This window comes from Polynucleobacter sp. HIN8, assembly GCF_030297615.1.
Lineage (GTDB): Bacteria > Pseudomonadota > Gammaproteobacteria > Burkholderiales > Burkholderiaceae > Polynucleobacter.
The window spans coordinates 809,663-829,673 of sequence record NZ_AP028139.1; the positions used below are offsets into that span (position 1 = coordinate 809,663).

Annotated in this window: 24 protein-coding genes and 1 tRNA gene; 22 read left to right on the forward strand and 3 right to left on the reverse strand. The window is 40.1% G+C overall.

Features of this window, described 5'->3' with window-relative positions; genetic code table 11:
- Window position 1 precedes the first annotated feature (1 nt).
- Together QUE65_RS04300 and QUE65_RS04305 are read left to right on the forward strand one after the other, a co-directional pair.
- Window positions 2-1,252 carry an aspartate kinase gene (locus QUE65_RS04300; protein ID WP_286282134.1) on the forward strand — a complete coding sequence of 417 codons (1,251 nt, stop codon included), beginning with the start codon at window positions 2-4 and terminating at the stop codon, window positions 1,250-1,252.
- 22 nt (window positions 1,253-1,274) lie between these two features.
- Window positions 1,275-1,369, forward strand: a tRNA-Ser gene (locus tag QUE65_RS04305).
- Between the two features lie 206 nt (window positions 1,370-1,575).
- Here the strand turns inward: QUE65_RS04305 and QUE65_RS04310 are convergent.
- Complete coding sequence (locus tag QUE65_RS04310) at window positions 1,576-2,220, reverse strand: YajG family lipoprotein (protein WP_286282136.1); 645 nt, start codon at window positions 2,218-2,220, stop codon at window positions 1,576-1,578.
- Window positions 2,221-2,376: 156 nt separating this feature from the next.
- Between QUE65_RS04310 and QUE65_RS04315 the strand changes: the two genes are divergently transcribed.
- Genes QUE65_RS04315 through fabG form a run of 15 tightly spaced genes read left to right on the forward strand, consistent with a single transcriptional unit; the run spans window position 2,377 to window position 15,253 of the window.
- Window positions 2,377-2,622 carry an acyl carrier protein gene (locus QUE65_RS04315; protein WP_286282138.1) on the forward strand — a complete coding sequence of 82 codons (246 nt, stop codon included), beginning with the start codon at window positions 2,377-2,379 and terminating at the stop codon, window positions 2,620-2,622.
- A gap of 20 nt (window positions 2,623-2,642) precedes the next feature.
- A complete protein-coding gene (locus tag QUE65_RS04320; protein ID WP_286282139.1) occupies window positions 2,643-3,884 on the forward strand; it encodes a beta-ketoacyl-[acyl-carrier-protein] synthase family protein in 1,242 nt (413 codons plus the stop codon).
- Between the two features lie 14 nt (window positions 3,885-3,898).
- A complete protein-coding gene (locus tag QUE65_RS04325) occupies window positions 3,899-4,615 on the forward strand; it encodes a beta-ketoacyl synthase chain length factor (protein WP_286282141.1) in 717 nt (238 codons plus the stop codon).
- Window positions 4,594-5,382 carry a lysophospholipid acyltransferase family protein gene (locus QUE65_RS04330; protein WP_286282143.1) on the forward strand — a complete coding sequence of 263 codons (789 nt, stop codon included), beginning with the start codon at window positions 4,594-4,596 and terminating at the stop codon, window positions 5,380-5,382. The genes QUE65_RS04325 and QUE65_RS04330 overlap by 22 nt, the downstream gene beginning before the upstream one ends.
- Complete coding sequence (locus tag QUE65_RS04335; protein ID WP_286282146.1) at window positions 5,369-5,629, forward strand: phosphopantetheine-binding protein; 261 nt, start codon at window positions 5,369-5,371, stop codon at window positions 5,627-5,629. The genes QUE65_RS04330 and QUE65_RS04335 overlap by 14 nt, the downstream gene beginning before the upstream one ends.
- Before the next feature lie 58 nt (window positions 5,630-5,687).
- Window positions 5,688-6,203 carry a COG4648 family protein gene (locus QUE65_RS04340; RefSeq protein WP_286282147.1) on the forward strand — a complete coding sequence of 172 codons (516 nt, stop codon included), beginning with the start codon at window positions 5,688-5,690 and terminating at the stop codon, window positions 6,201-6,203.
- On the forward strand, window positions 6,196-7,860 hold the full coding sequence (locus tag QUE65_RS04345; protein WP_286282148.1) for an ApeI family dehydratase: 1,665 nt from the start codon (window positions 6,196-6,198) through the stop codon (window positions 7,858-7,860). Before QUE65_RS04340 ends, QUE65_RS04345 begins: the two co-directional genes overlap by 8 nt.
- The gene (locus tag QUE65_RS04350) at window positions 7,857-8,597 is read left to right on the forward strand and encodes a glycosyltransferase family 2 protein (protein WP_286282149.1); all 741 of its coding nucleotides are present in this window, start codon (window positions 7,857-7,859) and stop codon (window positions 8,595-8,597) included. The genes QUE65_RS04345 and QUE65_RS04350 overlap by 4 nt, the downstream gene beginning before the upstream one ends.
- Window positions 8,594-9,508, forward strand: coding sequence for a hypothetical protein (locus tag QUE65_RS04355; protein ID WP_286282150.1), 915 nt, complete (start codon window positions 8,594-8,596; stop codon window positions 9,506-9,508). The genes QUE65_RS04350 and QUE65_RS04355 overlap by 4 nt, the downstream gene beginning before the upstream one ends.
- Window positions 9,501-10,109 carry an outer membrane lipoprotein carrier protein LolA gene (locus QUE65_RS04360; RefSeq protein WP_286282152.1) on the forward strand — a complete coding sequence of 203 codons (609 nt, stop codon included), beginning with the start codon at window positions 9,501-9,503 and terminating at the stop codon, window positions 10,107-10,109. The genes QUE65_RS04355 and QUE65_RS04360 overlap by 8 nt, the downstream gene beginning before the upstream one ends.
- Window positions 10,084-12,390: an MMPL family transporter gene (locus QUE65_RS04365; RefSeq protein WP_286282154.1), complete on the forward strand. Its 2,307-nt coding sequence runs from the start codon at window positions 10,084-10,086 to the stop codon at window positions 12,388-12,390. Before QUE65_RS04360 ends, QUE65_RS04365 begins: the two co-directional genes overlap by 26 nt.
- A complete protein-coding gene (locus QUE65_RS04370; RefSeq protein ID WP_286282155.1) occupies window positions 12,383-12,925 on the forward strand; it encodes a DUF3261 domain-containing protein in 543 nt (180 codons plus the stop codon). Before QUE65_RS04365 ends, QUE65_RS04370 begins: the two co-directional genes overlap by 8 nt.
- The gene (locus tag QUE65_RS04375) at window positions 12,922-14,082 is read left to right on the forward strand and encodes a beta-ketoacyl-ACP synthase (RefSeq protein WP_286282156.1); all 1,161 of its coding nucleotides are present in this window, start codon (window positions 12,922-12,924) and stop codon (window positions 14,080-14,082) included. Before QUE65_RS04370 ends, QUE65_RS04375 begins: the two co-directional genes overlap by 4 nt.
- Entirely contained in the window at window positions 14,079-14,522 is a 444-nt protein-coding gene (locus tag QUE65_RS04380) for an ApeP family dehydratase (RefSeq protein ID WP_286282157.1), read from the forward strand. Before QUE65_RS04375 ends, QUE65_RS04380 begins: the two co-directional genes overlap by 4 nt.
- Window positions 14,519-15,253, forward strand: coding sequence for a 3-oxoacyl-ACP reductase FabG (fabG, locus tag QUE65_RS04385; RefSeq protein WP_286282158.1), 735 nt, complete (start codon window positions 14,519-14,521; stop codon window positions 15,251-15,253). Before QUE65_RS04380 ends, fabG begins: the two co-directional genes overlap by 4 nt.
- Window positions 15,254-15,349: 96 nt before the next feature.
- On the opposite strand, the gene QUE65_RS04390 is transcribed toward fabG, so the two are convergent.
- Window positions 15,350-15,673: a hypothetical protein gene (locus QUE65_RS04390; RefSeq protein WP_286282160.1), complete on the reverse strand. Its 324-nt coding sequence runs from the start codon at window positions 15,671-15,673 to the stop codon at window positions 15,350-15,352.
- Between the two features lie 68 nt (window positions 15,674-15,741).
- Between QUE65_RS04390 and galE the strand changes: the two genes are divergently transcribed.
- The 5 genes from galE to QUE65_RS04415 all read left to right on the forward strand — a co-directional run bounded on the left by galE (window position 15,742) and on the right by QUE65_RS04415 (window position 18,938).
- Entirely contained in the window at window positions 15,742-16,731 is a 990-nt protein-coding gene (galE, locus tag QUE65_RS04395; RefSeq protein ID WP_286282162.1) for a UDP-glucose 4-epimerase GalE, read from the forward strand.
- Window positions 16,732-17,108: 377 nt separating this feature from the next.
- Window positions 17,109-17,573: a CIA30 family protein gene (locus QUE65_RS04400; protein ID WP_286282163.1), complete on the forward strand. Its 465-nt coding sequence runs from the start codon at window positions 17,109-17,111 to the stop codon at window positions 17,571-17,573.
- Between the two features lie 91 nt (window positions 17,574-17,664).
- Window positions 17,665-17,868 carry a hypothetical protein gene (locus tag QUE65_RS04405; protein WP_286282164.1) on the forward strand — a complete coding sequence of 68 codons (204 nt, stop codon included), beginning with the start codon at window positions 17,665-17,667 and terminating at the stop codon, window positions 17,866-17,868.
- A gap of 286 nt (window positions 17,869-18,154) precedes the next feature.
- Window positions 18,155-18,310: a DUF2256 domain-containing protein gene (locus QUE65_RS04410; protein ID WP_286282165.1), complete on the forward strand. Its 156-nt coding sequence runs from the start codon at window positions 18,155-18,157 to the stop codon at window positions 18,308-18,310.
- A 100-nt stretch (window positions 18,311-18,410) separates the two neighbouring features.
- A complete protein-coding gene (locus tag QUE65_RS04415) occupies window positions 18,411-18,938 on the forward strand; it encodes a superoxide dismutase family protein (protein ID WP_286282166.1) in 528 nt (175 codons plus the stop codon).
- A gap of 6 nt (window positions 18,939-18,944) precedes the next feature.
- Here QUE65_RS04415 and QUE65_RS04420 read toward each other — a convergent pair whose 3' ends face one another.
- Window positions 18,945-19,970: an isocitrate/isopropylmalate dehydrogenase family protein gene (locus QUE65_RS04420; RefSeq protein ID WP_286282167.1), complete on the reverse strand. Its 1,026-nt coding sequence runs from the start codon at window positions 19,968-19,970 to the stop codon at window positions 18,945-18,947.
- Window positions 19,971-20,011: the final 41 nt, after the last annotated feature.

The following is a 20,011-nucleotide window of genomic DNA, read 5'->3' on the forward strand; positions in this document are numbered from 1 at the left end:
TATGTCTTTAATTGTTCATAAGTACGGTGGCACCTCGATGGGATCCATCGAACGCATCCAAAATGTGGCCAAACGGGTTGCGAAGTGGATGCGTGCAGGTCACCAAGTGGTGGTAGTGCCATCAGCCATGTCGGGCGAGACCAACCGCCTGTTAGGGCTGGCAAAAGAGTTAAGTAGTAGCCCAAACCCTAGAGAGCTTGATCAAATTGCAGCAACCGGCGAGCAGGTTAGTTCTGGCCTATTAGCCATAGCTTTGCAAGAGCAGGGGATTAATGCAGTGAGTTATTCGGGTTGGCAGGTCACGGTGCATACCGATTCGGCATACACCAAGGCACGGATCATGGGCATTGATGATGCCAAGATCAAAAAGGATTTGGATGCAGGCCGAGCAGTTGTCATTACTGGATTTCAAGGGGTTGACCCACAAGGTAATGTGACAACACTTGGGCGCGGCGGTTCGGATACTTCTGCGGTTGCTGTTGCTGCCGCTCTGAAGGCCGATGAGTGCTTAATTTATACCGATGTGGATGGTGTTTACACCACTGACCCACGCGTTTGTGAAGATGCGCGTCGCTTAGACCACATCACCTTTGAAGAGATGCTAGAAATGGCAAGCCTTGGTTCCAAGGTCTTGCAAATCCGTTCGGTGGAGTTTGCTGGTAAGTACAAAGTGAAGACCCGTGTGTTGTCATCGCTGACCGATCCACTAATTCCGCTTGATCAAGAAATGAAGTCGGGTACTTTAATTACCTTTGAAGAGGACACCACCATGGAAGCCGCTGTAATCTCAGGAATCGCATTTGCACGCGATGAAGCCAAGATCACTGTGATTGATGTACCAGATCGTCCTGGCATCGCCTATCAAATCTTAGGCCCCATTGCCGAAGCCAATATTGATGTGGACATGATTATTCAGAACCAATCGGTTGAAGGTAAGACGGATTTCACATTTACCGTACCACGCGCTGATTATCAAAAAGCCCTTGATCTACTAAAAAAGAGTGTGCAAGCACATATTGGCGCCAAAGACATCATGGGTGACCCCAAGGTGTCAAAGGTATCAGTAGTGGGTGTAGGAATGCGCTCCCACGTTGGCGTGGCCAGTAAGATGTTCAGAACCTTATCGGAAGAGGGCATCAATATTTTGATGATCTCAACGAGCGAGATTAAGATCTCAGTCGTGATTGATGAGAAATACATGGAACTCGCGGTCAGAGCCCTCCATAAAGCCTTTGAATTGGATCAGAAGTAAACTAGCGGTATTGATGTAATACGGAGACGTGGCCGAGCTGGTCGAAGGCACTCCCCTGCTAAGGGAGCATCTGTGCTAAAACACGGATCGGAGGTTCGAATCCTCTCGTCTCCGCCAAGTCAATTGGTTTTATAAGGGTTTGTAAAGAAACAACACCCTTGTTACCAAAACTGTTACCAAAATTATTTTAGGTAGCTTTGTAGGTAAGGCGTTGTAAGCTTATCAATCCGGTCATCAGTCTGATTTTATGTACCCAATCCCTGATTTCGCCCATGGTACTTCTGGCCTAATTGTCTTCAATTGGGGCTAATAGTAAAAGAGCATCAATCTATTTTGGTTTTCAATTCATCAATGTAAAGTTGAAGAGATTTTTGAATAATTTCAGTCCAATTGCTTTCCGTTGCTACCTGATATCCATCTGAAGCCCTAATACTAATTTGTTTTACCGCTGGGGAGGTTTGACTTTTAATTATTAGCTCCGTGGAAATTTCGCTACTGAGCGTTATCTGCCAGAAGCCAGGGTTCATCCAGGCCCAAAATTTATTGATATTTGCATCAACAATGAAAGTATCCTTATTTACATTGTTGCTGGATTGGATTACGGTGTAACCTTTTTCTTCAAAAGCTTGTTTGATTGATTTGTCAGTAAGTGATTGAACGGTCTGCCCATCTTTTAAGAGAATATCCCCTAGCGCTTTCCCAAAACCGTTTCTTTTGCGTCCAATAGCCCTTGCTTTAATTTGATCCGATTGGTCTTCCGATGGATCGAGGGAAGGAATATCTGGACTTGGAGGACTTATTTGAAAGGTCCGTTTATCTACTACCGAATTAATATAAATTTGTTTTCCATTGGACTGAGCCTGGATTTTTTTTGGGGGTTGAATCTCGAGAGAGCTTCTATTTGTCGCGCACCCAACAAAAAGTAACGGTAGAAGGGAAAAGCAAATTAACTTTGATAAATTTTGCATAGGTTCACTTAGGTATTAAATGTTAAGTATTATGATTCTATCTTTTATAACAATTTCTTTACATAGGGTATTCCTTTATATCTACCCACAGCATCTTTTAACTAATATGCAATTAATTCATATACTTATAAAAATTTTAAAAGTTAAGCTTTAGATATGAGTGACACTTCTTGTTTGCTGGATATTTTGAAAGATATGCTGCATGAAAGGCTGGGTATCGAAAAGACCAAAGTTTCCCTCGATACCTCTCTTGCGGATCTCGGTATAGATTCATTAATGCAAATAGAGCTAATGTTTGATTTTGAAGATAAATACAAAGTGAAAATTCCCGACATCACTGACAGACCATCGACAATTGGTGAGTTGCTCGCTGTTATCGAACCCTACATACAAAAACCTTAGTGATCTGGGGTTCTCCCATTATGAAGAGGCGTGTTGCCATTACCGGTGTAGGATTGATTGATCCACTTAATGAATCAATCAACAATTTTTTTGCCCGTACCATTCGGGGTGAGTCATCCATCAGATATTTCGCTTCTAAGGGCGACCCTGTTCCAGTATCAATACCAGCTGTTTATTGTGCTGACTTTAAAGGCGATGATCTTTTAGGAAAACATAGAACAATCTCAATGGATCGATTTTCCCAGATGGGTTTAGTCGCAGCTTTTGATGCATGGACTAATGCTGGATTTAATGTCCACGATCGGTCACATAAGCCAAATGCGGGTGTTTCCTGGGGTACAGCATTAGGGGGGACCAGAATTTATGAGCAAGGGCTAAGAGAAATGTGGATTAACGGTAGAGAGCGATTACCTCCTCTATCTGTGGTGATGGGAATGAACAATGCGTGTTCTTCCCATATAGCAATTCAGCTAGGCTTAGGTAACTCGTCACTAACCTATTCAGTAGCTTGCTCATCAGCATCTGCGGCTATTGGTGAGGCATATAAACGAATTCGCAATGGCGAAGCAAACATTATGGTAACTGGTGGCTCTGATACCCCCCTGATATATGGAGTAATTCGAGCATGGGATGGTATGCGGGTTCTATCACCAGGCAATGAAGAAAACTCCCCAAGCGCTTGTCGTCCATTTGATAAAAGTCGCTCGGGTCTTGTGTTAGGGGAGGGCGCCGCCGCCCTTGTTTTGGAAGATTGGGATCATGCAATTTTGCGGGGTGCTCGAATCCTGGCAGAGCTTGCTGGATATGGTGCAAACTGTGATCATGTAAATTTAGTCAAGCCCGACTCAAGTGGACAGGCCGCTGCAATTTCTTTGGCTCTCGAAGATGCGGGTATTCCGCCAAAGGATGTTGGTTATGTAAATGCTCATGGAACTGCGACTATAGAGGGTGACCCTAGTGAGATTGAGGCACTTAGAAGCGTTTTTGGACGTCAAGCTAAAGAATTAGCCGTTAGTTCAACTAAATCTACTCACGGGCATCTTATGGGCGCCTCTGGTGCTGTAGAGGCAGTAATCACAGTCCTATGTCTAAAAAATAGTATTGTCCCGCCGACGGCAAACCTAAAGGATATTGATACTTCTTGTGAGGGGGTTCGCCATATTAGGATTGGCGATAGCAATAAATCAGATCTCAAAGCTGCAATATCTAATTCCTTTGCCTTTGGGGGTAGTAACGCAGTTTTAGTTTTCAAATCGACGTAATGAGCGCCGTATAGATGGACCAACGTTCTTACTTTGGAATTGAATCTTGGGCCGCCTGGAGCCCCTCTCTAAAGACTGTTAGTGATTGGTTGTCTTGGGTTGAGAATCCATTTGCCTTAGTTGGAAGTGAGAAACCAAAGATTGAAGGTATACAGCCCATTAATCGTCGGCGCCTTAAGCAGCTTGGCGGAATGGCATTAGAAACTATTCTTAACCTTCCTCAAAAGCAAGCCCCAATCATTTTTTGCAGTCAGCATGGCGAATCGACGAGATGTTATGAGCTCTTGAATGAATTAACGGAAACCGGACAGCTATCTCCTCAATCTTTTAGTTTGGCCGTACATAATTCGATTCCGAGCCTTTACACAATTGATAAGAAACTAAATTCAAATGTAATTGCAATGTCATCAAATGCTGGCATATTTTCAGCCTTAACAGAAGCTATTGGATTGTTTGCTGATGGTGAAAAAGGGGTGCGTATTATTGTTGCCGAAGAACCACTACCAGAAATTTATTGGCCGTATTGCGAGTTCTATCACGAGGCATTTGCATACGCCATTGATCTGATTCCAGCAAAAGATTTTTTTCTTAGTTTTTCAGTTGCAAAAGAAGTCAAGACTACTGAAGCAAATATTTCTATCAATCTTAGCGTTCTTAGATACTTGATCTCTGATATGCTGAGCTATCAAACTACAATTGATAATACCTCTTGGCGATTGGAAAGAGTTTGAAGTTTGACCGTTATTGGCGAATTTTTGCAACAGGACTCTCTTTTGCAATATTTGGTGTTTTCGGAACAACACTTACCGTTCTCTTACTTCCCGTTCTGCTCTTAACTAGAGAATCTCCAGCCCGTCGAAAATTTGGAAAATTACTTCTTAAAATTTCTTTTCAAAGTTTCCTGTGGGGAATTCAGATTCTTGGAATAGTTGATTTGCGAACGAAAAATATAGATCGCCTCAAGACTAATGGGCGTCTAATTTTGGCAAATCACCCAAGCTTGATTGATGCAATCATATTATTTGCGATTATCGATAACCCTAACGGGGTGATTAAATCCACTTTGTTTAACAATCCCAGTATGTACGGATTGGCAAAAATTGCAGGATTAATGCGAAATGTTGAGGGCCCAGAGTTAATAAGAAAATCTATAGAATCTATAAGTGCTGGTGAAAATTTGATAATATTCCCAGAGGGAACCAGGACAAAAGTATTGGGTCAAGTTACATTTAAGAATGGCGCTGCTTATATTGCAATTAAGGGTAAATTTAATATCATTCCTGTACTAATATCTGTTTCTGAACCATTTCTTAGAAAGAACCAAAGTTGGTATGCTGTCCCCCTGAAAAAACCTGTATTAACTGTGTCTGTATTAAATGAAGTTGATGTTGCCACCACGGTGAATACTACTGATGATTTGTTAATTGGAGCTTCTAAACTAACAAAATATTTTGAAAAGCATTTTACGCATGAGTTTAGAGTGTATGAACAGTCTTGAACAAGAGATCAAGGAATTAATTATTAGTAGCTTAAATCTGGAGGATTACTCTCCAGAGGATATTAAGTCTGAGGACTCTCTATTTGATGATGGCCTTGGATTGGATTCTATAGATGCATTGGAGCTTGGTGTGGCGCTTCAAAAGAAGTATGGAATAAAGATGACGAATATTACTAAGATTGAAAGTAAGCATTTTTATTCAGTGTCGTCGCTAGCTAAATTTGTAGCAGAAAATAGAACAATATAAATACCAGAGCCCACATTTAATTACTTAGTTGAAAAATTCATGGGGTTAAGGGGCGTCAATGGATGTCATATTTGCAGCATTGCTACCACTATCCGTTTGGATATTCAAGTTTCTGGATATTCCTTTTTGGATGGCTGGCTTATTCTTGGTACCGCTCATATTTTTTAAAAAAAACCCATATTGGGGTAAGTCGTTGTCCTTAGTGGCAATAGTACTTGGTGCCGCATCTCTTTTGTCGAAAAATGCAGAGTTTGTATATTTATATCCCGTCCTAGTTAATTTAATTCTTTTTGCAGTTTTTATTTTTAGTCTGTTTGGCCAGCAAACAATCATAGAAAAAATAGCGAGACTTAAGGAGGCGCAATTCACTGACCAACAGATTCCTTATGCGCGTAAGGTAACTATTGCATGGACTATATTTTTTTTGCTTAATGGATTTATTGCACTTTTTACAGTATTTATTGAAGATAAAATCTATTGGTCTTTATATAACGGAGGAATTTCATACATCTTAATGGGGTTGATGTTTGCTGGCGAGCTTCATTATCGAAAGAGGCTCATTAAGCATGCTTAGCAATAAACTTTCAAATTTGCTATTGTGTAACCATGATCCTGTATTTATTACTAATGATGGGGTAACGTATTTTCACTTAAAGAGAGATGTAGCCAAAGCGCGCTCTTGTTTTAAGGAGTTCAGCGATCCAGATGTTGTTTTATATGAATCAGATGCATATAAGTTTTTAGTTTGGCTGCTTGCTGCTTGGCAAGAGGGGCGAAAAGTAGTTGTTCCTGTTGATATGAAGATTGCATCTAATTCACTCTTTTCAAAGTGGGTCAAGATAGGTGAATTTGATGATCCTTGCCTCTCTAATTGGGGTGAAGAAATACTCTCCTCGAATATGTTATTTCGTAAATTGGAATTAGATTTCGATGCTTTGGGAGTCTTCACCTCTGGATCTACAGGTGACCCAATAAGAATTGATAAAAAAATTTGGCAGCTCGAAAACGAGGTTGAGGCACTTGAGTATACATTTGGGAGTTCAATACCCAAAGATGTTACGTTTGTTAGATCAGTGAGCCACCATCATTTTTTTGGCATGCCCTTTTCTTTGTTTTGGGCAATTTCCAGAGGTTCAATGATCACAAGGATGGCCATTAAAGGCTCTGATGAATTGAAAGCATTAGAGGCGCAAGTTTTAGTTACTAGCCCATCTTTTTTGAGGAGCATTTTAGAAGTCGAGATACAGCATCAAAATATTAGTCCAGGAATTAAAGCAATCTTTTCTGCAGGAAGCTTATTAGACCAGGATACATATAGAGCCATCAATAAGATCGCCAATAATGGAGTTATCGATATATATGGTAGTTCCGAAACAGGTCATATAGCTTGGAGAAGGTCACCTGATAACCGATGGACCCTTCAAAAGGGCGTTGAGTTCAAAAAACCTATAGATTCCATTTTAGAGATTAAGTCTAAGTTTTGCCCCAACGATGATTGGTTTTCAACTTTAGATCTTGCTCGTCAAATAGATGACTCTTTTGAGATATTGGGAAGAGCGGATCGTATTCTTAAAATCGAGGGGACAAGGGTCTCGATAAGCCAACTCATTAACTGTATTAAAGAATCAGATCTTGTGGTTGATTGTCATATCTACGATCTTGGAAACGGAAGAAGATCTCAGTTGGGATGTGTAATTAAGTTGAGTCGTTTGGGTATTGGACTTATTTTGAAAGAGGGTAGGGTATCGCTAATAAATCTACTAAAGAACTCCCTCAAAGGGAAGATAAATTCCATCGCAATCCCCAGAAGATGGAGATTTGTAGACGAGTTACCCCAAAATTCTATGGGTAAGGTTGTCAAAAATATGTTGTGCGATTTATTTTCTGAAAGTCTTAGGTTTCCAATAATTGTAAGTAGAAGGAATGAGGGTTTGTCCCTAGAGTTAGTTCTAGATATGCCTAAATCTTTGGCTTGTTTTAATGGGCACTTTGATGGTTTCCCTATAGTTCCCGGGGTTGCTTTAATTGAATGGGCTATCAAATACTCACAAGAGAACTTTGGCAATCATGCTTCATTTATTGGCATGTCTCAGGTTAAATTTCAGCAATTTATTAAGCCCAACCAGATAGTGCATCTTAGCTTAGAACAAAATGTGGATTCACAGAATATTAAGTTCATTTATCGAAATACAGATACTATTTTCTCAAGTGGTAACTTAAAATTTAAATGAGCATGAACATCTGCGCATTAATACCTTTTTACAACCATCCAGATACCATTGGATATGTAGTTAATAGGTTATCTGCTTTTAATCTACATATCATCATCGTGGATGATGGTAGTGATGAAAGGTCTAAATTAAGCCTAAAGCCTTTGTTAAGTTTGCCTAATGTGACAGTAGTTACAAGGGAGATTAATGGCGGAAAGGGTGCGGCTGTGATTGCTGGTATGCGTGAGGCGCTTAATAGGGGTTATGTATATGCGCTTCAGGTGGATGCCGATGGGCAACATGATCTAGAAAAAATTCCAGAATTACTAAAATTGAGTAATCAATATCCGGGCAGGATTATTTCAGGTATGCCTGTATATGACGATTCAGTTCCAACCAATCGGAAGCTATGGAGATACGCTACACATATTTTAGTTTGGATTCATACCCTCTCATTTGAAATTCGGGATTCGATGTGCGGATTTCGTATTTATCCACTTGAAAAAACTCTAAACGTTATTAACTCTATCAATAACTTCGGTCAACGGATGGATTTTGATATTGAAATATTAGTAAGATCTTTTTGGGCTGACCTACACATTGTTCAGTTGCCAGTAAGCGTTAGATATCCGATTGATGGTGTATCACACTTTCAACTATTTAATGATAATTTCCTAATTGCGAAACTCCACATAAGATTATTTTTTGGAATGCTATTAAATTCGCCTAAATTACTCTTGAGAAGGGTTATGTCTTGATTCACTGGGCGAATTTAAACGAGGTATCTGCATCCTTAGGAATAAGATCACTTTTTCTTGTGTATAAATTATTTGGCAGATTTCCAGTCCAATTAATTTTGTATCCCGTTGCCCTTTGGTTTTTTATTTTTGCAAAAGTTGCGAGAAGGTCGTCATACGACTATTTAGAACGACTTTATCTATATAGTGGTGGGACTAGCCCAAGTTCATCATGGATAAATGTTTACAGACACATATATTCATTTGCTGAATGCATACTAGATAAATTAATTATTTGGGGTGGAAGGATTGACGATCTTAATTATTCGGTTAATCAAATAAATGAATTTGACAATTTGTTAGAAGATCATAAGGGTGCAATTATTGTGGTGTCGCACTTGGGTAATCTAGATTTTTGTAGAGCGATCGCTAAATTTCGTCCTAATACAGATTTGATTGTTTTGGTACACACCGCCCATGCCGAGAAGTTTAATAAGCTCTTAAGAGATATCAACCCAGATAGTGGTTTGAATATTATTCAGGTATCAAAGTTTTCAATGCAAGATGCAATGCTATTGTCTGAAAAAATTCAAAAAGGCGGGTTAATTGCAATTGCAGGTGATAGGATCCCATTGAGCTGGGGCAATACAATCCCCTTGAGTTTTTTGGGATACAAAGCTGAGTTTCCTGTTGGATCCTATTTGCTAGGAAAGACCTTGAGATGCCAGTTACTTTCACTAATGGCTATTAAAGTTAATGGGCGTTACGAGATATCTTGCAAAAAGATTGCTGATTTTAGTGACCCGAGTAACCTAGAACCCACGGAATTAATCGCCCAAAGATTTGCAGATCTACTTAGAGATGGATGTTTAAGATCTCCTTTTCAGTGGTTTAATTTTTATCCATTTTGGCAAAGTGTGGATCATGGTTAGTTTAATTGGTAGATTCCTGATGTTTGGTTTGGTTTTCTTTTCCGGTGATTCCCTCGCAAATTCGCTGCCGAATCAAATTTCAGGAATGGTCGGATCTGCCCAAACCGTTCGCGGAAAATTTACCCAAATAAAAGTGATATCTGGAATAAGCAAACAACTTGTCTCGGAAGGTAACTTTGTTGTTGATAAAAGTCTGGGGGTTCTCTGGATTACTGAAAAACCTATATATCAAAGACTGAGAGTTTCAAAGTCAACTATTAGGATTGACAATAGGAGTGGAAATCTGATGACGCTTGATGCACGAAGTGAGCCATCAGTTAGATATATCAACGAGTTAGTTATAGCAGTATTTTCGGGTGACATAATTTCTCTCGAAAGACTCTTTAGTTATTCAGGAGAGGTTACTTCTAATAGTTGGACAATTGAACTCATGCCTAAGTCATTTTCATCTACGCCATTCAAAAAAATATTAATGTCAGGTGGTACGACTATAAGCCGGATCACTTTCTTATCAAAGGAAGGGGATTCAACAGAAATTCAATTTAGCGATGTTCGATCTGCAGCCAACCTAACTAATGATGAAGTCATTCAATTTAGGTAAATTCCTTGCCATAGGATTTCTTAGTATCACACTGGGTTTATTGGTGTGGGTGGTTTTTAGTTTTAAAAATATTGTCAGTCATGTTGATAGCAATATATTTTCTTTGCTACCAAACACTGAAAGAAATCAAACTTCAAAAGAATTTATTAACCGCATAAGCAAAAGTGGCGAAAAAAATATATTAATTCTTATAGGTTCGAACGGCCTTGAGCGCTCATTGGAGGCAGAAAAATACTTTAGGTATTTAATTAAAGGGTTACCAGTTACCAGCTCTACTTTTGATAATTACTCAGACTTATTGGCTAAATTAAATAGTCATAAATCAGGATTATTAACACCCGAAGATATTACCAAGTTGAATTCCAATCCACCAAATTATTGGTACGAGAGGTCTAAGTCTTTGGCCTATTCTTTGGGTGCCTCTACAGTTCCATGGAAGGATGACCCATTTGGGCTTCTTAATGATTGGTTATATAAGCTCGGAAAAGTAACCATGGTTAGGCCATATGGAGATAGTTTGGTTGTAGAGGGGCAAGGTAGAAGTTTTGCGGTTATCTCCCTATCAGCTGGTGATTCAGTGAACTCAATTCGTTCTCAAAATTACCTTGCTGATAAATTGGATAATGCTATTACTGATACGAAGGAGAAATTTCCAGGATTAGAAGTGGTGAAATCAGGAATCATTTTTTTTGCTTCAGCTACCACCAAGTCTGTTGAAACGGATGTTTCAATAATTGGTTCAATCTCAGGTATCTTGATTTTGGTTTTGATCTTTTTTGTTTTCAGAAGTTTATATGCCGCAGGAATTGTATTTTTAACTATTTTGGTTGCATTTTTATATGCAGTCCTAGCTTGCTACTTACTCTATCCAAAAATATACATAATGACCATTGCATTTGGTACAAGCTTAATTGGCATGTCTGCTGATTATTGCTTGTATTGGCTGACTGCGTCTATTAGAAATCACAGCGACACATTTGAAAGACGGCGTTATTTAATGCCAGGAATGTTTTTGGCGCTCACTACTACTGCAATGGGCTATCTTTTAATGACAGCAACTCCATTTGAAGTTTTGTCTCAGATGGCAATTTTTTCTGTCAGTGGAATAGTTGCCGCTTGGCTAACAGTTATTTTACTTTTCCCGTATATTGATAGACTGAATTTTGGAGAGCAATTGGGTATTAGTTTGGCTAAACATATTCAATTGATCATGTTTAGATTTTCCAAGAAATTCAAGGTATTTGCATCTATCATTATGGCCGCTCTTTCGTTATATGGATTGCAGACAATTAAAATTGATGATGATCTAAGATCAATGGCAAACTTAGATAAAAATCTTATTTTTGATCAATCAAAAGCAGCAAGTATTTTGGGTATTCCAAGCCCCTCACAGTTTTTTGTTGTTACAACCTCATCTGAACAAAATACTCTACAGAGGACTGAGCGTCTTACTAATGATCTAGAAAAGCTGATTGCCGACGGATTAATAACTGGGTACCAGGCAATTACACAGTTCGTTCCTTCGGTTGCTAGTCAAATGATAGCCAGTAAAGCTTACATATCCCACAATAAAGAAGCTGCCTCTAGATTGATTGCCGAGGAATTTGGAATGAATCAAACTTGGGTTCAGGATCAGGTTAAAGTGGACCCGCCTTTAATAATAGACGATCTTCAAGGCTTGCCGATATACCAGAAGCTCTCTTACTTATGGTTTGACTCTAAAGAATACGGTAATAAATCTACAGTGGTATTGTTAACCGGATTAAATACTGCGAATGCAGTTCAGGTGTTAGCTAAGTTATCTGATAATGAAGTATCTTGGGTTAATAAAACCCAAGAAGTTTCTGAAGAATTCGGCAAATACAGATCTTTATTTACTCTAATAATCGCTGCTAGTTACCTGTTAACTTTTTTGATTTTGTTTATAAGGTTTGGGAAAAATTCTTGGCGGGCCATCACCCCTCCATTGCTCGCAACATTGATTACATTGGCAATACTTTCCTTCTTGAACGAACCAATATCGTTATTAACAGTCATTGCTTTTGCGCTCTTGCTTGGGGTGGGTACAGATTACGGAATTTTTTTACTACAATATCCGGGCGATAAAAGGATATTACTCTCAATTACAGTGGCGGCCTTAATGACTGTAATTTCATTTGGAAGTCTATCATTCAGTAGCATTCCTGCGCTTAATAGTTTTGGGATTACTCTTTTGTTTGGCGTATTTTTATCCTGGCTGTTAGCACTTTTCTTTGCACGACAGGCTCATAGTCATGCGTAGGCTAAAAAATTTTGTTGTTTGTTTTGCAGCCTTATTCCTACTTTCTAGCTGCTCATCCGTTTTTCTTGACAGCACAAATACTAACATTTTGGAAGTGCTTGGAAAACAAAAAACGTTAGATGTACAAATGCAAATTACTAGAGGTGATGGTTCATATGCCATGGATCTAGTGGTTGATATTCGCAATAAAGTTTTAACTGTTATAGGGTCATCTTTTGGTACCCGTATCTTTACTCTCTACTTTGATGGTAATCAAATTACAGAGGGTCCAGGATCCGGGTTTCCCAAGTTGTTGCCTAAAAGACTTGTAATTGACGATATTATTTTGACTTTAGTTATCTTAGAGGCATTTGAAACTGGTTTACCAAAAGGATGCTCAATATTTACAGAGGGCGATTGGCAAAAGATATACTGCAATAGCCAGTTAATCGTTAGGGTGAAATATAAAAAAATGTTTGATAAGAATGAGCAAGTTATTATCGAAAGATTGCATCCGAAATATTTGGTAAGTTTTGTGATAAGTGAAGTAAAGTGACAATTTACATTAGTGAATATGGGATTACTAGCCCTCTTGGATTTGGGCTTGATGAGACGCGAAAAAATCTTTTTTCAAGTAATAGTCCCGGTATGAGTCAGACAGATAAATATAGCCCTGGAAGACCCATATTTTTAGGCCAAGTTATTAGCGAGTTACCAGAATTGGCCAACACACCGGTTAAGCACCAATCGAGAAATAATCAGTTACTACTGGCCTCTTTCAATCAAATTGAAGATAGATTTTTTCAATTGTCTAGAGGGGTTGAAAAAAATCGAATTGCAGTAATTATCGGTTCGAGTACATCCGGAATATCTGATGAAGAAAAAGCCTTTCCTCACGCCATACAGAATAATAAATTTCCATCATCTTTTGATCTAGCTCAAAGATTATTTTGTTCACCGGCAAATTTTTTAGCAGAAAGACTTGGCATTTTAGGTCCCACATATGGGATTTCAACTGCTTGTACATCTAGTGCTAAGGCAATTATTAGCGGGGCTAGATTGCTAAAATCCGGAATGGTTGATTTGGTTATAGCAGGTGGGGTGGATACTCTGTGTAAATTTACTATTGCAGGATTTACCTCTATTGAATCGATCTCAGAGAATCGCTGTAATCCGCTTTCATTAAATAGGTCTGGAATTAATATCGGGGAGGGTAGCGCACTCTTTATCTTGAGTCGCGAGCCTGGAATGGTCTCTATTGCAGGATGGGGGGAGAGTTCCGACGGATATCACATATCTGCACCCGATCCCGAGGGTGTCGGCGGTGAAATAGCCATTAAATCAGCTTTGAGTATGGCCAAAAAGCAATGTGGTGAAGTTGCTTATATCAATCTTCATGGTACCGGTACAACCCACAACGACTCTATGGAGTCTAGATTAATTTCCAGGATGGGGTTTGAGTGTGCCGTGAGCTCTACTAAGGCATTAACAGGACACAGTCTAGGTGCCGCGGGGGCAATTGAGGCCGCTATTTCATGTTTAACTCTTGATAGCGATGGTTATTTGCCGCCTCATGTTTGGGATGAAGTGCAGGATCCTGCGCTGCCCAAACTCAACCTTTTATCAAGACTTTCAAATCCGCCAAAAGTTGTAATGTCAAATAATTTTGCATTCGGTGGAAATAATACGTCACTAATTTTCGAGCGCCCATGATCGTGGATTTGGAACAAATGCTACCTCACAAGTCTCCAATGGTATTGGTAGATAAACTCTTGTCGAACAATAGTTCTTCAGTTGTAGTGGAGGCAACCATCAAAGATGATTACCCCTTTACAAGCGCCCCCATCGGTACATGGGTTGGTATTGAGTTGATGGCACAGTCGGCCGCAATCTTATCAAAACTCACAAAGCAAGCTAATACTGATAAGGCTTCATTGGGATTTTTATTGGGCAGCAGGAGTTTTACTGCTCATGTTTCTGAGTTCATGCCAGGTCAAAAGGTAAGGATAGAAATACAGCTTGATCCGGCTGTTGAGGGTCAGGTAATGGTAAACGCTTACGGCGTAATCAAAACTATATCTGGAGACCTTATTTGCGAAGGCTCGATAACACTCTATGAGCCAACGGATGATGCTATATTTTTATCTAAATGAAGCCAAATAAGACTGCTTTAATTACTGGTGCCAGTAGGGGAATTGGAAAGGCTATAGCCTGGAGACTTGCATCAGAGGGATACGATCTCGCTCTGCACTGTAGATCACGAACAGACGAGTTGAAATTAGCAGCTGAATTAATGGAAAATGAGTTTGGGACTAAAACCTCTCTTTTACAATTTGATGTTGCTGATAGAGTTAGTACAAAAATATCTTTAGAAGAGTATTTGTCTCAGTTTGGTCCACCTTATGCCGTTATTTGTAATGCTGGAGTGACCGCAGATAATTCATTTCCTGCAATGCTGGATCCGGAATGGGACGTAGTTTTAAATACCAATCTTGGATCTTTTTATAATGTACTTCATCCGTTGGTGATGCCGATGGTTTCAACGCGAAAACCGGGGAGGATAGTTACAATTTCATCAGTATCTGGCCTAATAGGTAATAGAGGTCAGGTGAATTACAGTGCCTCAAAAGCGGGAATAATTGGGGCAACTAAGGCTTTAGCTATGGAGCTGGCCAAGCGCAATATCACAGTTAATTGTGTTGCGCCAGGCTTAATAGACACTGATATGGTCACCCAAGAAATCCTTGATGTAGCACTGAAGGCAGTTCCAGCACAAAGGGTTGGTAGGCCCGAAGAGGTGGCGGCAACCATTAGTTTTTTATTAAGTGAGGATGCCTCATATATCACTAGACAAGTAATATGTGTTAACGGGGGCATGTTTTAGCCCCCGACTAAAAGACAGTATTAAAACATTTACATGTCTAAGCGAAGATTGTAATGGTGTGATACGTACGTAACTCTGGGCCCATAAACAAACTAATTATTTTTTCTGAAGCCACCTTTTACCGTAATCAGATACCTGACCTTCACATCTAAAATCGAGATCAATGATCCCCATGTTTGGCGAGCTAGGATCAGCGCGTAAGTTCTCTTTCACCACCTTGATCCCTAACTTATTATTTTCAGCACAAAACCTTTCGGCATGTTGGTAGGCCCGAAGTTTTACTTTGCCCTCATCACCTCTATAGACATTGATTGTGTAAACTCCGTCGCCTTTAGAAATCACACCAGTTGTGGCGGCACAGGAAACCAGTATCAAAGCTAAAAGTGGGACGTAATTTCTTTTTTTATATAAAAAATTCATTATCATTTCCTTTCATTGGCATTAAGTTACTGAATCCTCCCAATAATAATACAAAAATTTAGAAATATATGATTTTATTGACTGGTGCAACCGGTTATATTGGTTCTCATATCTGGGCAGAGCTATTGCAAAATAAATTCGCCGTAATTGGGGTCGATAATTTATCAAATTCAAGCACTGATGTCTTGGCCTCAATTGAATCTATTTCATCAATCCCCCCCGTTTTTTTCCTTGGGGATGTTCGAGATGAAGAATTTCTTATAAATCTTTTTAAGAAAAACCAAATCAATCTTGTAATTCATTTGGCAGCGCTCAAAGATATTCAGCAATCAGCACTGAAGGAGATCGAATATTTTGATGTAAATGTAAATGGTCTTAAAAATGTTCTTAGAGTAATGAACAAATTTTCATGTAAAAAAATTATTTTCAGTTCGTCGGCATCTGTTTACGATCCGTACACAATATCTCCAAAAGATGAATTTTCATATCTAAATCCACTTAGTATTTACGGTAAAACTAAATTGGATGGAGAGAAACTAATTTATGAATCTAATGCGGACGGTTTGAATTTTCAGTCTATGGTGATTAGATATTTTAATGTGGAGGGAAGACACCCCTCTGGGCTTTTAACTAGTAATATTCATAGGAATTCGGGCTCACTTTTTTCTGAAATACATAAGCATTTGTCAGGTGAGCAAGATTTTCTTCCAATTTATGGTGATGATTGGGGTACAAACGATGGTACTTGCATAAGAGACTATATTCATGTATCAGATGTAGCGTCTGGCAACACTAAAGTTATTAATTTATTTAATCGTTCTTCAGACTCATTTGTATTTAATTTTGGCACTGGCTTTGGAAATAGCGTCAAAAACGTAATTTCTGCGTGTGAGCAGGCTACTGGTAAACATATTTACTATAAAATTTACGGCAAAAGAGCTCACGAGGTTGGCATTTCATATGCAAATATAGCAGCAGCGAAAAAAGTACTTGGGTGGTCCCCAAATAAAACCATCCAAGATATTTGTTCAAGCTCGTTGAGTATGTATTGCTCCTGAGTTTGAGCTGATAAGTTTATCTAAGACTCAATAGCAAGCTTTACTTGTCCACCCATACTTTTCTTATATTGCGGAGATACCAGGATAAGATCTCGTCTCCGCCATAATGTCAAGTAGATTAAGAGTCTGCGGACTCTTTTTTTATGTCAAACATTTCCCCTCGCTACTAAGAACCTTTGAAACACAAGTAGCATCATCAATTATTTCCCAGAATAGCGACCCTACCTCCTGAATTGAATGAATAACCTTGGTAGGATATAAATAAACAAACTCAATCTTATTGCTCACAAAAATTGAATCCAAGAAGATATTTTCTTTGCACCTCTGGTGTTTACCTTTTATGCTGGAGTGAACTAGTACGCGCACAAGGAGCTCGCATGGATTTCACAAATCGTAATACGCTGCGAGATTGTTGGATTGTGAACGATAACGTGATGGGTGGCTTATCTCAATCGAGCCTTCGTGAGGATCCTCAAGGCATGTTTTTTGAGGGCCAAATATCACGAGAAAATAATGGTGGATTTGCCTCTATGCGCTCAGCCATTCGTTTTCCACAGGGAACTCAGCACATTGAGCTTTTAGCAAAAGGTGATGGTAAGCGGTATAAGCTGATCTTGCGCACCGAGTTGGCGCCGCGAGTAACGTATGCTGCAGATTTTGTTGCCCTTCCTAGTTGGCAAACGGTTCAATTTAATTTAGGACAATTTAAATCAACATTTCGGGGACGGGCCATTGATGCACCCACCTTATCTTTTTCTGATGTTATCGAGATCGGTATATTAATTTCAGATGGTCAAACCGGAAGCTTTGCAATTCAACTTCAAACACTTCAATCCAAATAATAGGTTTAATAATGCTTTACTTCCTAATCGATTCCATTGAGTTATTGCTTAAAAGATTTTAAATAAGATAGCTTGATAAATCGAGCAAATCATGGTCACCGTAAAGCACAATGCAAATCACTACGAATTTGAAACATTGGATCAAGCAATTGCTTGGGCAAAAGAGTTGGGTGAGTTTGTGACCATTCAGTTTAATGGGATGGAAGTTGTGGGTAAGTTTGGGGCGGATGGAATCCTAAATGGCAAGTTTCCCAACGGTGAAGCGTACACATGGAAAAAGCGCAGAAGACGATAACGAAGCTACTCACCCTTAAAAGTGCTAATCTAGATCATTAATTACGATTTAAAGGAGATATCAATATGGAAATTACGAGCGTAACCCTTGGACTCATCTTTTCTGGAGTCGGGATCGCCACACTGCTTATTATCATTTTTGGCAGCCGTGGATCGAATGACAAAGACCATTAAGCACTGATTGATGATGCCTTTTTAAGGAAATCATCCCTTTGTAATTCTTGATTTCCTGGTCGCTTATCAAATCAATGGGGTGATTACTAAATCAAGGTAGCACGACTGGCACCATGAGCACCCCATTTAAAGGCAATAAAAGTTATTTACCCAGTAAGCCCTGTGCCGCATGTGGCCGAGTCATGACGTGGCGTAAGTCTTGGGCCAAAAACTGGGAGAGCGTGTTGTACTGCTCTGAGGCCTGTCGTAAGAAAAAATCAGCTAAATAGCCTAGTTTGTCAGGCATTTACCTAGTTAAAACCCTAATTCGCCTAGCCTTCACCCCAATTAAGGCATAGAGTAAATGGTCGACACCATAAGGAGATGATCATGAACACCATAAAAATCGTAGTCGCACTATCCGTTGCCGGCCTTGTTGCTGGATGTAACCCCATGGGTGGGGGCTCAGGACAAAAAGCAAGCGCGAACTTAGAGTCGCGATCGGGTTCAAATGTGAAAGGTGATGTGCAATTTGTATGGCAAGGGAGCGATGTTATGGTGACCGCTCGGGTTAGTGGACTCAGGCCAAATTCCGAACATGGTTTTCATGTTCATGAAAAGGGCGATTGTTCTGCGCCCGATGCGATGAGTGCTGCGGGTCACTTCAATCCCGATGGAAAGGCCCATGGATCTCCCGGAAGCTCACACAGTCATGCTGGTGATTTGCCCAATCTCAAGGCCGATGCCAATGGCAATGCCAATTACTCAGCGAAAGTTCACGGTATTACAGTGAACACTGGTCCTGCTGGAATCGTTGGCCGCTCAGTCGTGATCCATCGTGATCCGGATGACTACAAATCACAACCCGCAGGTAACTCAGGCCCCAGAATCGCTTGTGGCTTGATTCGTAGCTCTTAAATCAACCTAGACCAAGCGTTTACAGACGGCGTCTGTGAATTGCTTGGTACTTGCTGTACCTTTAAGATCCCCAGTGCGGACCTGGTCAACATTGAGGGTATCGATGATGGCAGTGCGCAAACGGGTTGCTAAATCCTGTTTGCCCACATGATCAAGCATCATCGCTGATGCCAGCAGAATGGAGACGGGATTAGCAATCCCTTTGCCAGCAATATCGGGAGCGGAGCCGTGCACAGCCTCAAAAATCGCGGTGTTGGTACCAATATTTCCTCCGGGCGCCATTCCAAGACCGCCCACTAAGCCTGCGATTTGATCCGACAAAATATCACCAAAAAGATTGGTACACAACAACATATCAAAACGCCAAGGATTAAGAACCAATTGCATCGCACATGCATCCACAATCATGTCGTCCATCTCAACTCGACCTTCATACTCTTTGGACACATCCCGAGCGGCATCCAAAAAGACACCAGTTAAGAGTTTCAGAATATTAGCCTTATGAACGACGGTAATCTTCTTGCGACCATTCTTGAGGGCGTATTCAAAGGCAAAGCGCGCGATCCGTTTACTGCCTTCATAGGTGTTCATGCCGGTTGATACGGCAACCGCTTTGGGATTGTCACCAACGGGTATTAAGTACTCATGGGCTACATAGAAGCCGCCCAAGTTCTCCCGAATCAACACAATATCGATATTTTCATAGCGACCTGGAATCATCGTTTTGGCTGGTCGTACGTTGGCATACAACTCAAACTCTTCACGTAAGCGCACATTAGAAGACCGAAAGCCGCCACCAACAGGCGTAGTGAGCGGGCCCTTTAAGGCTAGATGATTCTGACGAATACTATCTAATGTTTGCTTAGGTAAGGGATCACCCAGTGCTTCAACACCTGCAACCCCGGCTTGCTGAACTTCCCAGGCAAATGGGCTACCTAAGGTCTCAAAGATTTGGATAGTGGACTCGACAATCTCGGGACCAATTCCATCTCCGGGGATTAGGGTGGCGGTCAAGGGCTTCGATGAACTCATGGTGGGAGCTTAGATTATGATCAGAATTCTCTATTTTAAAT